This window comes from Vibrio sp. KUL80, from assembly GCF_059725495.1.
Genome location: NZ_AP045841.1, coordinates 780,445 through 794,200 on the forward strand (window position 1 = coordinate 780,445; position 13,756 = coordinate 794,200).

General features: G+C 44.6%; 12 protein-coding genes. 6 read left to right on the forward strand and 6 right to left on the reverse strand.

Annotated elements, in window-relative coordinates; translation table 11 throughout:
* Window positions 1-14: 14 nt before the first annotated feature.
* From holA to leuS, 3 genes are all read right to left on the reverse strand, one after another.
* A complete protein-coding gene (gene holA, locus AC6I8U_RS03540) occupies window positions 15-1,034 on the reverse strand; it encodes a DNA polymerase III subunit delta (RefSeq protein ID WP_498017765.1) in 1,020 nt (339 codons plus the stop codon).
* A gap of 13 nt (window positions 1,035-1,047) precedes the next feature.
* Window positions 1,048-1,614: an LPS-assembly lipoprotein LptE gene (locus AC6I8U_RS03545; protein ID WP_234495306.1), complete on the reverse strand. Its 567-nt coding sequence runs from the start codon at window positions 1,612-1,614 to the stop codon at window positions 1,048-1,050.
* A 131-nt stretch (window positions 1,615-1,745) separates the two neighbouring features.
* Entirely contained in the window at window positions 1,746-4,319 is a 2,574-nt protein-coding gene (gene leuS / locus AC6I8U_RS03550; protein WP_498017766.1) for a leucine--tRNA ligase, read from the reverse strand.
* Window positions 4,320-4,456: 137 nt separating this feature from the next.
* Between leuS and AC6I8U_RS03555 the strand changes: the two genes are divergently transcribed.
* Window positions 4,457-4,927: a zinc ribbon-containing protein gene (locus AC6I8U_RS03555; protein ID WP_128648982.1), complete on the forward strand. Its 471-nt coding sequence runs from the start codon at window positions 4,457-4,459 to the stop codon at window positions 4,925-4,927.
* A gap of 59 nt (window positions 4,928-4,986) precedes the next feature.
* On the opposite strand, the gene cysZ is transcribed toward AC6I8U_RS03555, so the two are convergent.
* Window positions 4,987-5,691, reverse strand: coding sequence for a sulfate transporter CysZ (cysZ, locus tag AC6I8U_RS03560; RefSeq protein ID WP_498018310.1), 705 nt, complete (start codon window positions 5,689-5,691; stop codon window positions 4,987-4,989).
* A gap of 217 nt (window positions 5,692-5,908) precedes the next feature.
* On the opposite strand from cysZ, the gene zipA reads away from it, so the two are divergent.
* The 5 genes from zipA to cueR all read left to right on the forward strand — a co-directional run bounded on the left by zipA (window position 5,909) and on the right by cueR (window position 11,951).
* Complete coding sequence (gene zipA / locus AC6I8U_RS03565; protein WP_498017767.1) at window positions 5,909-6,910, forward strand: cell division protein ZipA; 1,002 nt, start codon at window positions 5,909-5,911, stop codon at window positions 6,908-6,910.
* Window positions 6,911-6,977: 67 nt separating this feature from the next.
* Complete coding sequence (gene ligA / locus AC6I8U_RS03570; RefSeq protein WP_498017768.1) at window positions 6,978-8,981, forward strand: NAD-dependent DNA ligase LigA; 2,004 nt, start codon at window positions 6,978-6,980, stop codon at window positions 8,979-8,981.
* A 484-nt stretch (window positions 8,982-9,465) separates the two neighbouring features.
* Window positions 9,466-10,629, forward strand: a complete 1,164-nt coding sequence (locus tag AC6I8U_RS03575) for a porin (protein WP_498017769.1) — start codon at window positions 9,466-9,468, stop codon at window positions 10,627-10,629.
* A 77-nt stretch (window positions 10,630-10,706) separates the two neighbouring features.
* Complete coding sequence (locus AC6I8U_RS03580) at window positions 10,707-11,534, forward strand: DUF2057 family protein (protein WP_498017770.1); 828 nt, start codon at window positions 10,707-10,709, stop codon at window positions 11,532-11,534.
* 24 nt (window positions 11,535-11,558) lie between these two features.
* On the forward strand, window positions 11,559-11,951 hold the full coding sequence (gene cueR, locus AC6I8U_RS03585) for a Cu(I)-responsive transcriptional regulator (RefSeq protein ID WP_498017771.1): 393 nt from the start codon (window positions 11,559-11,561) through the stop codon (window positions 11,949-11,951).
* 25 nt (window positions 11,952-11,976) lie between these two features.
* On the opposite strand, the gene AC6I8U_RS03590 is transcribed toward cueR, so the two are convergent.
* On the reverse strand, window positions 11,977-12,159 hold the full coding sequence (locus AC6I8U_RS03590) for a hypothetical protein (protein WP_252012240.1): 183 nt from the start codon (window positions 12,157-12,159) through the stop codon (window positions 11,977-11,979).
* Window positions 12,160-12,558: 399 nt separating this feature from the next.
* Entirely contained in the window at window positions 12,559-13,446 is an 888-nt protein-coding gene (locus tag AC6I8U_RS03595; RefSeq protein WP_498017772.1) for a TraB/GumN family protein, read from the reverse strand.
* Between the last annotated feature and the right edge of the window lie 310 nt (window positions 13,447-13,756).

A 13,756-nucleotide genomic window follows, 5' to 3' on the forward strand; every position in this document is an offset into this window, starting at 1 on the left:
ATTATATCACGATTTTATGGTTGTAAAGACAAGCTGTTGTCAGCGCTACTCAGGTTAAGCGTCAACTGCTGTAAGTAAGGCCAAGGGCTCAGCTCATATTGGGTTTTAACTTTAATCTCGATGGCGGTGAGCAGTTGGATCGCTTGGTGCAGCTTTTCAGGCGTTAGGCGATTCAGTGCCGCACTATACAGCGGCTTCTTGTTTTGCCAAATTCTAAACTTATCAAATACTTCTCTAATCGATGACTGCTTGAGCATCTGCTGCATCTTAGAAAGCTGCGTCAGCTCTTTTTGGATGGTACGCAGCAAAATCGTCGCCTCAACGCCTTCAGATTCCAGTTGTGTCAGTATGCGGTGCGCACGCTTTGGCTTACCTTCAAGCAGCGCATCAACCCAGTGGAAGACGGTAAAATGGTTGTGTCGACTTAACGATTCTTGCACTCGAATGAGATTGAGCTGCCCATCAGGGTAGAGTAGCCCTAGCTTCTCAAGACTCTGAGAAAGGGCAAAAAGATTGCCCTCGTGCCACTGGCAAAGCAGTTGCACAGCTTCACCGTCTGGTGCCAAATTGTTGGCTCGACAGCGTCTCATCACCCATTGCGGCAGTTGTTTGATATCGGGTGTGTTACAGCTAACTAAGCAGGCATTGAGTGCTTTAAACCACTTAGCGGACTCTTGTGCTCTTGTGAGCTTTGTTCCGGTAATGATAAGCACGATGTCGTCATGCAATTGGGGGGCTATTTCCGCAAGATGCTTTGCCGTTCCCGCATTTATTCCCGATTCTGGTACCGTGAGTTCGATGATCTGCTTCGATGAAAACAGGCTTAGCGCCTGGGTGCAGTCATACACCTCGTTCCAATCTAAGGAATTATCGATACTAAAGCGATGGTGCTCCTCAAAACCGAGTTGTTTGGCGTGTTTGACAATGCTGTCACGACTTTCTTGAACGAATAGTGGTTCGTTGCCAAATAGCATGAAGCAGTGATGCCACTGTTTCGCTAAGTGCTCAACTAGCCTGTCCGCAAATATTCTCACAGCGAACTACCTATTATGACTTAGCGTCGGCTGGCGTGTTTGTGTCTTCAAGGAGTTGCTGTTCTTCGTACTCCTCGATTTCTGTCTTCAGACGAGCCATCTGTCGCATCATTTGCTGCGCGGAAAATTCGCGCATCTCATCTTCGATAAGCTTACGCTCGGCAGATTTCGCGAGTGCAGATAGCGGGTTATCAAGGTAGCTGCGGGTCATGGTCGCGGTAAAATCTTTAGAGCCGAGATTCGGTACGGTCACACGGTAGTTAACTTCGTAGACGACTTCTTTTTCTGCAGCACGCGTGTTTTGGTACAGCGAGAGGGTGCGATCGGTAATGGTTTCACCGGTAATATGGATATTTGGCACGTCTTTGCTCGGTGAAACGAGATCAATCTGATTCAAACGCAGTTGCTCTTTGATAAGACGAGTGATCTTGCTGTATTGGTCAAAACTGGTGACCGAAATAGCGGTAATGTCTTCAGGAACCGAGTACTCTCCACGCAACTGGAATCCACACGCTGTCAGTAAAGAAGAGAGAAGAATGATAAAACTGGCTTGTGTTAGTTTTTGTTTGAATCGAAACATAGCTACCGAAGACTCTCATTGAAAAGGCTTATGTAAGTCCCTGAACAGACACTTAAATAAGGCTTTGCTTAAAATGGACAAAAGAGCCGCAGTGGTAAACTGCGACTCTTGATATCATAAAGTGATGATGATTAGTTCGCTACAATATTCAGTAGTTTACCTGGTACATAGATCACTTTACGAACAGTTTTACCATCTGTGAACTTAGTGACGTTCTCGTCGTTCAGACCAAGCTCTTCTACTTGCTCTTTAGAGGCGTCAGCAGCCACAGTCAGCTTAGCGCGCAGTTTGCCGTTTACTTGAACAACGATCAGCTTCTCGTCTTCAACAAGGGCTTTCTCGTCATGCGTTGGCCATACTGCGTTGTCAATGTCAGACTCACCCAGAGCAGTCCACATTTCAAATGAGATATGTGGAGTGATTGGGTAAAGCATTGCCACTACTGCTTTTAGCGCTTCATCTAGAATCGCACGATCTTGCGCTGACTCTTGAGGAGCCTTCGCTAGCTTGTTCATCAGTTCCATGATGGCTGCGATAGCAGTATTGAACGTTTGACGACGGTCGATATCGTCCGTTACTTTTGCGATAGTCTTGTGAACGTCGCGACGAAGTGCTTTTTGGTCACCAGAAAGCGCGGCTGTGTCGACTGCTTCTGCTGCGCCTTTCGATGAGTGTTCATTAACCAGTTTCCAAACACGTTTAAGGAAGCGGTTAGCACCTTCAACGCCAGACTCTTGCCACTCAAGCGTCATGTCTGCAGGTGATGCAAACATCATGAATAGACGTACTGTGTCTGCACCGTACTTGTCTACCATCTCTTGAGGGTCGATACCGTTGTTCTTTGACTTAGACATCTTGATCATGCCTGAGTGCTCAACGTCTCGGCCTTGGTTGTCTTTCGCCGAAGTGATGCGACCTTTACCGTCACGCTCAACAGCAACGTCAGTCGGTGCAACCCACTCTTTACCGCCTTTATCGTTCTCGTAGTAGAACGCGTCTGCTAGCACCATGCCTTGACATAGTAGCTGCTTGAACGGCTCGTCAGAGGTGACATAACCTGCGTCACGAAGCAGTTTGTGGAAGAAGCGAGAGTACAGTAGGTGCATACAAGCGTGCTCGATACCACCAATGTACTGGTCTACTGGTAGCCAGTAGTTTGCTTTTTCTGGATCTAGGATGTCGTCAGCTTGTGGTGAGCAGTAACGTGCGTAGTACCAAGAAGACTCCATAAACGTATCGAACGTGTCCGTTTCACGAAGTGCAGGTTCGCCGTTAAATGTAGTCTTCGCCCACTCTTTGTCGGCTTTGATTGGGCTAGTCACGCCGTCCATAACCACGTCTTCTGGAAGAATAACCGGTAGTTGGTCAGCAGGCACTGGGTGAACTTCACCATCTTCAGTCGTTACCATTGGGATTGGTGCGCCCCAGTAACGCTGACGAGATACACCCCAATCGCGTAGACGGAAGTTCACCGTCTTGTGACCTTTGCCTTCAGCTTCCAGTTTTGCTGCGATCGCATCGAATGCCGCTTGGAATTCAAGACCATCGAACTCACCAGAGTTAAACAGTACGCCTTTCTCAGTGTATGCTTCTTCAGAGATGTTCAGCTCGCTGCCATCAGCAGGCTGAATGACAGGAAGAATATCTAGACCGTACTTAGTCGCAAACTCAAAGTCGCGTTGGTCGTGACCAGGAACCGCCATAACCGCGCCTGTGCCGTAGTCCATCAGTACGAAGTTAGCCACATAAACTGGCACCTCACGACCGTTTAATGGATGAATAGCAGTAAGGCCAGTCGCCATACCTTTCTTCTCCATTGTCGCAAGCTCAGCTTCCGCAACCTTGTTGTTTTTGCACTCTTCGATGAACGCTGCAAGCTCAGGGTTGTTCTCAGCTGCGATCGCCGCTAGAGGGTGACCTGCTGCAATACCCACGTAAGTCACACCCATTAGGGTATCTGGACGAGTTGTGTAGACTTCTAGATCTTGTTGACCGTTAACGGCAAACTTCAGTTCAACACCTTCAGAGCGACCAATCCAGTTGCGCTGCATGGTCTTAACCATGTCTGGCCAACCTTCAAGGTTATCTAGGTCATCAAGAAGCTCTTGTGCGTACTCAGTGATCTTGATGAACCACTGTGGAATTTCTTTTTGCTCAACCGGAGTGTCACAGCGCCAGCAGCAGCCGTCTTCCACCTGTTCGTTTGCAAGAACAGTTTGGTCATTTGGACACCAGTTTACCGAAGAGGTCTTCTTGTACACTAGGCCTTTTTCGTAAAGCTTAGTGAAGAACTCTTGCTCCCAGCGGTAGTACTCAGGAGTACAAGTAGCGAACTCACGGTTCCAGTCGTAGCCAAAACCAAGCAGTTTAAGCTGGTTTTTCATGTATTCGATGTTTTCGTAAGTCCATGGCGCAGGAGCTGTGTTGTTTTTAACTGCAGCGTTTTCTGCAGGCAGACCAAACGCATCCCAACCAATTGGTTGCATTACGTTTTTACCTTGCAGGCGTTGGAAACGAGATACCACATCACCGATCGTGTAGTTACGTACGTGACCCATGTGCAGTCGTCCACTTGGGTAAGGGAACATTGACAGGCAGTAGAATTTTTCTTTATTTGGGTCTTCACTTACAACAAAGGTTTCATTGTTGTCCCAATGCTGTTGAACTTTACGTTCAATGTCTTGTGGGTTGTATTGTTCTTGCATCGATGATGTCCGGTTATCTTGGAATTTGTGAGTTCTGTTAATACAGAGACTAATAGATCGTCATAGAATACCTAAAGGAAGCTCGGTCAACAATAGCCAATATAGCCTTCATCGTATTGGGGTAAATAGGGGGATGTATGCCTAAGCGTAAAACCAGTTATGAAGAAATGATCGAAGACGTGGTTGAGAATCTCAAACACAGCCCGGATGAGCTACAGCACGTGCTTGAAAAGTCAGGGCAAGTTGTCGAGGCAGCCAACGATATGACCAAGGACGAAATGGCACTGATCTCAGCGTATGTGAAGTCGGATCTGAAAGAGTTCGCTGACAACTATGAGGAGAGCAAAAGCGGTCCTTTTTATTTGATGATTGCGAACTCGATTTGGCAGGGATTATTGGACATTACCGACAAGACGAGAGTCGAGTGGGTCGAGTTGTTCCAAGACCTTGAACATCAAGGTGTGTACACCTCTGGAGAAATGATTGGCTTGGGTGTACTGGTTTGTGAAGAGTGTGGCCATAAGACCGAGTACAATCATCCAACGGTAATCAGCGATTGTGGTAAGTGTGGCAACAAAACCTTTAGTCGCCAGCCTTTAAAGCCTTAGTGTTCCTGTTGCGATGTTCCTTACCATAAAATAAGGAACATCGATGTTTCATCTCGCGTCTATTTGTATTGGTCGCGGAATTCTTGCACCCACATTGCTGTCGCCCCGCAAACCGATACAGGTACGATAAACAGGTTCAGAATTGGAATCGCGGTGAACAGTGACACCAACATTCCAAAACTATAGGCCTTGCCTTGTTTTTGCTTCAACGACAGGCGCATGTCGTTGAACGGGACTTTGTGATTATCAAACGGGTAGTCACAGTACTGAATAGCCAGCATCCACGCGGTGAAGATAAACCAGGCAAAAGGACCGATCGTTTGCCCAATGGCGGGTATCAGCAGCAAAAGAAACAGACCGATGGCTTTCGGTAAGGTGTACAAGAGTTTACGCCATTCACGAGCCATTATTCTCGGCACATCTTTGACGACACTCATTAGGCCTTCATCATTGACCTTGTTTCCGGTTAACTGCTCCTCAACTTTCTCGGCAAGCAGGCCGTTGAACGGTGCTGCAATAAAGTTGGCTAAGGTACTAAAAAAGTAGGAAAAGGTCGCAAGGATAGTAAGCGCTAACAACGGCCAAAGGATATAGCTAAGCCATGATAAAAATTCTGGTAGGTAGCCTAGCCAACCTTCAATCCATGCATTTAAATTAGAGAAAAGGTAGTACATCGCAGAACCCACTAGAATGATGTTAGCGAGTAATGGTAACAACACGTAGCATCGGATCCCTGGAGTGAAAGCGATTTGAAAACCTTGCATGAAGTAGCCAAACCCAGTGTTTGCTTTGTTCAAAATTGGTGTCCTTTCTTCGGTATTAGCGATGCGAATGCACCCGACTATAACAAAAAAGGCTTCATGAAATCACAAACTTCTTATACTTAGGTGTTCTAATCATCTATAGAGTTTTGGTAAAGTAGAGAAAGCTGAAGTGTGTAAGCGCTTCTTTAAGGACTATTTTTAACATTGAGAGCAAACAATGCAGGAATTGCGATTCGTACTCATTATTGTCGGTGCCTTGGCTATTGCGGCGCTACTGTTCCACGGTTTGTGGTCGAGTAAAAAGGAAGGCCAGAAGAAATTTGGCGATCGACCTCTAGGTAAGTTAGACGAAAATGACAACGCTGACGATGACTACGTTGCTCCTGAAGATGATTTTGAAATCATCAGAAAGACACGCACAGAGCCGGATTTCGGATTAAATGAGCAGAAGCCTGCTTATGATCCACTGGATGATACGCTACCAGAAGAGACGCCAATCCAGCAGCAGGCGGAACAACCTGAACCAGAGTTACAGGAAGCGCCCGTTAGTATCCAAAGCGCGCCTGTAGAAGAACCAACGCCAACTGCTGTTGTTGAAACTCAAGAGGAAGAGCCTCTGCCATCGTTTTCTGCTAGTAAAGATGATGATATTGATGCAGTTGAGCCGAGAATCGATCTAGACGCGCTCAATGATGACATTGGCGAAGAAATTGAAGAGCCTGAAGCGCCAGTGAGTATCTCTGAGCCAGTAGCACCAGCAGTAGCTAAAGAGGCGGTGGAACCAAAAGAACCAGAGATGGAAGTCTTAGTACTCAACGTCCATTGCTCTGGTGATGTACCTTTCAACGGAACAGAATTGTTCGACAGTATGCGTCAAAACGGTCTTATTTACGGTGAGATGGATATTTTCCACCGCCACGCTGATTTGTCGGGTACAGGCAAAGTGTTGTTTAGTGTCGCGAACATGATGCAACCAGGCACGCTTCAACATGACGACCCAGCAACCTTTACCACTAAAGGTATCTCATTCTTTATGACGCTACCTTGTTTTGGCGAAGCAGACCAAAATTTCAAGCTGATGTTACGTACAGCGCAGCAGATCTCTGACGATCTCGGTGGCAACGTATTGGATGACAGACGCAACCTTATTACGCCAACGAGACTGGACGCATACCGTCAACAGATCAAAGAATTTAACTTGGCAAAAGCCAGCGCGTAATCTGAATTAAATCGAAGCAAAAAAGGCTCCTATGGAGCCTTTTTTATCAGTACTATCAAGGTATAACATGTCGCAACAACGATTAAACGAACTCAAACAACAGCTTCATTATCACGGTGTGAAGTACTATGTTGAAGACAGCCCTGAAATCCCAGACGTTGAATATGATCGTCTTATGCAAGAGCTACTTAGTATTGAAGCTGAACACCCAGAATGGGTGACAGTGGACTCGCCAAGCCAGCGAGTGGGCGGTCTACCTCTTGATAGCTTCAGCCAAGTTCAACATGAAATACCAATGTTGTCGCTGGACAATGCGTTCTCAGATGAAGACTTAGATGGCTTTAACAAGCGCGTCTCAGAGCGACTGAATCGCACGGATGTTGGCGCCTACTGCTGTGAAGTGAAGCTTGACGGCTTGGCCGTAAGCCTTCTCTACGAAAATGGCACGCTAGTACAAGCCGCGACACGAGGTGATGGTACGACAGGCGAAAACATTACAGAAAACGTTCGTACTATCAGTGCAATACCTCTCAAGCTTCAAGGTGATGATATCCCGGCTCGTATCGAAGTTCGTGGTGAGGTCTTTATGCCGAAGGCGGGCTTTGAGAAACTCAACGAGCAAGCGGCGAAAAAAGGTGAGAAGGTATTCGTTAACCCAAGAAATGCCGCAGCTGGCAGTTTGCGTCAGCTAGATTCTCGTATCACAGCGAAGCGCCCACTTAGCTTTTACGCCTATAGCCTAGGGGTTGTCGAGGGCACCGAGCTTCCTGCCAGTCACTATGACCGTTTCTTGAAGCTAAAATCGCTTGGTTTCCCGATGGGCCCAGAAACTAAACGCGTCAATAGCATTGAGGACGTCAAAGCCTACCACAAAGAAATCCAAGAAAAGCGTGAAGCACTAGCATACGAAATTGATGGTGTTGTGATTAAGGTTGATGATGTTGCTTTGCAAGAGCAGCTAGGTTTTGTTGCTCGCGCACCACGTTGGGCGATTGCTTATAAGTTTCCGGCACAAGAAGAAATCACCGTCTTGAACTCTGTAGATTTTCAAGTAGGGCGCACTGGAGCCATCACCCCAGTAGCCAAACTCGAGCCTGTCTTTGTTGGTGGCGTTACTGTCAGCAATGCAACGCTGCATAACGCCGATGAGATTGAGCGCTTGGGCGTAAAAGTGGGCGACAGTGTGATAATCCGCCGAGCGGGAGATGTTATTCCTCAGATCGTGTCTTTTGTACCTGAGCGTAGGCCCGATGATGCAAAAGACATCGAGTTTCCAACGCACTGCCCAGTATGTTCTTCTTTAGTGGAGCGTATTGAAGGTGAGGCCGTGGCTCGATGTACTGGCGGCTTAGTGTGTCAGGCGCAGCGTAAAGAGGCGCTTAAACACTTTGTTTCTCGAAAAGCCCTGGATGTGGATGGGTTAGGTGAAAAGGTCATAGAGCAATTAGTCGATAAGGAAATGGTGGAAACACCAGCTGATCTGTTCCGTTTGTCTGCGGGTCAATTAACAATTCTAGAGCGAATGGGGCCAAAGTCTGCTCAGAATGTGGTGAATGCCCTGAACGTATCGAAAGAAACGACACTAGCGCGCTTCCTATACTCTCTCGGTATTCGTGAAGTTGGAGAGGCTACGGCAGCGAACTTGGCCGCGCATTTCAAAACACTGGATGCTATTAGTCAGGCCACACATGAACAGCTCATTGAAGTTCAAGATGTCGGTGAGATTGTTGCTAAGCATATTCAGTTCTTCTTTAAGGCTGAGCTTAATCAAAGCGTAATTGCAGCCCTTATCGAAGCTGGTATTCATTGGCCTGATATTGAAGAGGTGGCAGCAGACACTCCACAGCCGTTGGAAGGTAAAACTGTTGTTCTGACAGGTTCACTGTCTGTACTCAACCGAAACGATGCGAAAGCAGCGCTTCAGGCGCTGGGGGCAAAAGTCACGGGTAGCGTATCCAAGAAGACGGATATCTTATTCGCTGGAGACAATGCTGGGTCGAAACTTGCGAAAGCGCAAGAGCTAGGTATCGAAGTTAGAACCGAAGCGGAATTGATAGAGCTGATTCAATAGTCTTTTATTAATTTAATAAACAGCCCCGATTGTATATCGGGGCTTTTTTTGCGAGTCACTTCAAATAATAATGCGTTAGAGTATTAGTAAATAAACAGCAAGTAGTCCAATCACGTATTTTTTTAATTAATTTGATAAAGAAATACCTATGCGAGTGACTTCACATTTAATGGTATTGTTTTTTCAAATCTCTATTAATTTATAGATGTAAAGCATTTCATCAAAGTCATTGTAAGAAATAAGATCTTCATCAATAACTGCCCTCAAAATTTGTACTGCCTCCTATTTTTTTTACTAAAAATAAGTCTTAAATTGATATTTTTTCTCGCGAAGTTAGTCTTGTGATTATGGATACACAGAGTGTAGACAGTAACTTTAATCAGAAGTTCTGATTATAAATATAAAGGAAATAATTTGTTCTTCGGCGGCCAACTTAAGAATGAATTATGGATAACAGCTATACCCATTTTTAGGAGTTTATTCCATGGAAAAGATGTTTAAACGCACCCTACTCGGTGCAGCAGTGGCGTCAGTCGTTTCATTTGGTTCTTTTGCTGATGAAGGTGCTGGTGGTCAGGTTGGTATCAACTCGGATTTTGATGTTGAGGTTTATGGTGTTGCAGCAATTTCCGCAGTGAATTACAACACAACAGACAATAAAAGTGATAGCTCTGGCTTCGCTGTAGAAAATGAATCTCGAATTGGTTTCCGTGCTTCAGGTGATATGACAGACAGCATTCGCGTAACAATGCAGATTGAGTCTGGATATGTTGATAATACAGACTGGGCTCACGGTGGTACTTCTGGTGGTGTGTTAGGTTTCCGTGATACGTACATTGGTATGTCTGGTGACTTCGGTAATGTTCGAATCGGTCGTGTACTCACGCCACTATATGAAATTGTAGACTGGCCTTTCTCTAACCCAGGTCTTGGCTCTGTCTTCGATTGGGGTGGTATTAATGCTCACTACGATCGTCAATCGAACCAAGTACGTTACGACTCTCCTAAATTTGGTGGTTTCACTTTTGCAGCTTCTGTTGGTCGTGATGACGATGATAATGGTGGCGGTAATGCAACACGTGATGCGTATTTTGCGGGAGCCAACGCGCGCTATGCATTTGAGAAACTGACATTAATGGGTGCGGTAGAGACAGGTAAGCGTCCAGGCAGCACAACGGCTGCTGAATGGAAGATTGCGCAAGAAAGTGGTACGGATGATAACGGTAATGCTTATCAACCAGGAGACAGCTACTATACCGCAGCATCTACAACAGACGACACAGACACTCTAGCGTACATCGTCGGCTTTGAAGCATCATTACCAGCAGGTTTCGGTTTAGCTGCAGCATATAAACAAGAGCAGTTGAAGCAGGGCGGTATTAAACATGATCAAGGATCTTACTCAGTTATTGGCCAATATTGGAATGGTCCAATTGGCTTTAAACTAGGCTACGCAGCGAACCTTGATTCAGAGAAAGGTGGTGTAAACCAAGATGACGCAGACCACACAATTTCAGGTCAGTTGATGGCAGTTGTTAATGGTTTTGTTCCTTATCTTCGTGTAGCTCAGCGCACAACAAATGTTGCGGACAGCACGGAAAACCGTTCAGATATCGTTACTCGTATCGGTCTTGAGTACGGTTTCTAAACCAAGTATTTTAAAGAAAATAATTACGGAGCGTTAGCTGCTTAAAGTTAACGCTTTTTCTGTCAAAGGAGAGGAATATGTTGAGAAAAACTGTAGTTGTAATGTCGTTGTTGTTAGGAGCATGCTCTTCCCTTGATTCAGAAAGTGATTTTTCTCAGTCAGTGGAAAGCGTAAGCCACAAAGGTGATAAGATTACTGTGGTTGGTAAGAAATATAGCCCAGAGATCGATGCATCGAACGGTGGTGATATTCTTAAATCTAATGCTTTGGTTGTATTACAAGCTAGTCGAAACCCTGAAGAAAAATCAGTTACAGGTTATATGAACATGGAGGTGTCTTACTTTAAATCGTATACCGAGTTTGAAAAAGCATCCTATCAAGGAAAGCTTTTTGATCTTACTGAGCTCAAACCTTCCACGAGTGTTTGTACGGAACATTGTACAGCCACCCAGTATATTAGTTTCCCGATAGATCAATCGGTATTAAACAGTGCTAATGGTGGAAACTTTAAATTTGATTTGGTCACTAATAGTGATTACAAAGTTACCTTTTTCATTGCGAATGGGTATATAAAATCTCTTAGTGATGAGCTTGCGAATCAGCGTGGTCAGACGAATGCAGTAGCGACTACTGCGGCAATAGCAGCTGCTCCTGTGATTGCAACTTCCGTGGGAGAGCCAGACATCGAATCAGGAGCCAAATCGGTTCAGATGATTCAGTATTGGTATGATAAAGCCCCTGCTACAGAACGAGAAGAATTTGTAGACTGGGCATATCAATATCGCAAGACTGGCAGTGATGTAGCGACGTTTAAGTCTCAGCCTGCACAAATGATGCAGTATTGGTATAATGAGGCATCACTTGAAGAGCGCCAAAAAGCTCTAAGTTGGTTGATTTCTCGTTAAATACAGAGTCTTGAGAGGGTTGAAATGAACATTAGTCAAGTAGCGAAGCTAACAGGCTTGTCATCCAAGTCGATTCGTTTTTATGAAGAACGAGATGTCATTTCCGCCCCAAAGCGTGCTGAAAATGGTTACCGAGTCTATTCTATGGATCAGGTTGAGGACCTAAAATTTGTATTTAACGCCAAAAAAGCAGGCTTTTCGCTCGATGAATGCCGAGAGCTGTTGAAGCTGGCAAACAATGCTATGCGAACCAGTGCAGACGTAAAGAACTTTGCGACTAATAAGCTGAGTGATGTTAGAGACCAGATTGAGACTTTACGAAGTATTGAATCTAAGTTGTTAGAGTGGGTCGAGCGTTGTCCTGGTGATGATCAGAGCGCTTGCCCTATCATAGATGGATTGAAGGAGGGGAGCTAACCCCTCTCTTCTTGGATTTGCCTCGTTAGTATCGAGCATGTCCATTTGCCATTTTACAGTAAAGTTGATAGGTGGTCTTCGTACTGCCATCCGGTAATGTACACTCAACAACGCTTCCAATAACATTACCACCCGCCGAATAACTATTCGCCATAGATGGCATAGAAAACATCAATGCACAAGCCATTGCTATAAATAAACGTTTCATTTTGACTCTCCATATTAGTTACATAGGGTTTGTTAAGGCAACTTAAGTATGAAGCTGATAGGATAAAGATCAAAAAATATTGTAAGTTTTAAAATTTTTTAATGATAAATAAGGAACTTGTAGCTTTTAGGCAGAGGATATTAACTACCTGAATGCCAAAGGGTTATTAATTTGCTCATTATTGCCAAAATAACGGCTTTGATAGAGTTAGTTATTGTTATCTCGTTACTTTGTTTCTAACACTATCTAACTGTCAGCCAATTTAAATTATTGATTTTACATATCATCTATTTATTACATATTGATTTTTAGCGTTAAATTTCAAACGAAAGGCTAAAAAACTGCTTTTCCATTGATGGCACCAAATTTAATCGAAGATAGTGTCTTAAAAATAAGACGTTATACATGTGTTTTCATAATGCACTTTGCTTCTTCAGATCGGCTGAGCTGAGTCACGGAATAGCCATTGCTTCTTAGTAAACCGATTACACTATTAGGGCCGACTAGATGCAACGCCCCTACAGCGACAAAGTAGGTGCCTTTTTGATACTTAGTTGAGTTTGTCAGTTTCGCCACCCAAGCATCGTTTCGATCGATAAGTAGACGCTTAAGAAAGTCACTGCTGTCGCTATCATGTTCAAGCATTGCTGACAGATTTTTTATATCACCGGCTTGCCATGATGCTAGCAAGCATTGAATGTTGTGTGCGTTGTGTGGCCATTCTAATAACGTTTGTTTTAGCATTTCCTTTCCTCCCTCATCTTGCTGAGAAAGTAAATCGATCTGAAACTGCAAGGTCTCTAATCCGTCAATGGTTATTCCGTTCCCTTTGGCCCAATCAGAAAGCTGATGTTCAGAGCCAAATTCCGAGTAGTAATTTAGCTGAGTGAACGTCGTTTGTTGAAGAATCAGTGCGGCATGCCAAGGCGGTAAACTTTGCAGTGTTCCAAAATCAACTCCTATCTCAGATGCAATAGTTTCGAGTTGTTTAAGTTCGTTTTTCTCCAGCACTTGCGCAACTTGAAAGCGACTAGTCGTCGGAAACTGAACAGACTGATCCATTTTTGCTTCGAGTATCAGGGTATCACTTACCCCAAGGACATCTTCGATTTGTTTAGTAACAGTGATTTGATTTTTGGGTCCTACATGAACCGTACCGTAGATATAAAAGGTTTGGTCACCGCGCTCGGCTTTGAACAATAGTGGTTGAGCATAAGCTGACGCAGATATCACAGTTGTTAGAAAAACGGATAATAGTACAAATGCAATTCGTAGAGACGCAAACATCTTAAAGCTCAATCGGAGTTTAGGTACATAGAGCATATCAATTGAGCTCTTTTGAGGGAAGCCGTCTTAAGGGAAGTGTCTTTGCCTTCGTAGCTGTTTGGATTCATTCGCAAATAAAGGTGAGTTACTTGCATTCTATAGTGAATTAAGTTGGAGATTGATGAGAATCTATTAAGTCTTTTTTCTAAATTTAGTAACTAAGATCACAGAAACCACTCAGAAAAACACGTTGATACTATGAGGATTAGGACACTATCTGTAAAAAACAGACAGTTTCCTTTGGTTTTGTGTGACTTGGATCTGATTAAGT

Bases quoted from the DNA above. Each gene is read 5' to 3' on its own strand.
- AC6I8U_RS03545 (WP_234495306.1), bottom strand. From the start codon at position 1,614: ATGTTTCGATTCAAACAAAAACTAACACAAGCCAGTTTTATCATTCTT.
- leuS (WP_498017766.1), bottom strand. From the start codon at position 4,319: ATGCAAGAACAATACAACCCACAAGACATTGAACGTAAAGTTCAACAG.
- AC6I8U_RS03555 (WP_128648982.1), top strand. From the start codon at position 4,457: ATGCCTAAGCGTAAAACCAGTTATGAAGAAATGATCGAAGACGTGGTT.
- cysZ (WP_498018310.1), bottom strand. From the start codon at position 5,691: ATGCAAGGTTTTCAAATCGCTTTCACTCCAGGGATCCGATGCTACGTG.
- zipA (WP_498017767.1), top strand. From the start codon at position 5,909: ATGCAGGAATTGCGATTCGTACTCATTATTGTCGGTGCCTTGGCTATT.
- ligA (WP_498017768.1), top strand. From the start codon at position 6,978: ATGTCGCAACAACGATTAAACGAACTCAAACAACAGCTTCATTATCAC.
- AC6I8U_RS03575 (WP_498017769.1), top strand. From the start codon at position 9,466: ATGGAAAAGATGTTTAAACGCACCCTACTCGGTGCAGCAGTGGCGTCA.
- AC6I8U_RS03580 (WP_498017770.1), top strand. From the start codon at position 10,707: ATGTTGAGAAAAACTGTAGTTGTAATGTCGTTGTTGTTAGGAGCATGC.
- cueR (WP_498017771.1), top strand. From the start codon at position 11,559: ATGAACATTAGTCAAGTAGCGAAGCTAACAGGCTTGTCATCCAAGTCG.
- AC6I8U_RS03590 (WP_252012240.1), bottom strand. From the start codon at position 12,159: ATGAAACGTTTATTTATAGCAATGGCTTGTGCATTGATGTTTTCTATG.
- AC6I8U_RS03595 (WP_498017772.1), bottom strand. From the start codon at position 13,446: ATGTTTGCGTCTCTACGAATTGCATTTGTACTATTATCCGTTTTTCTA.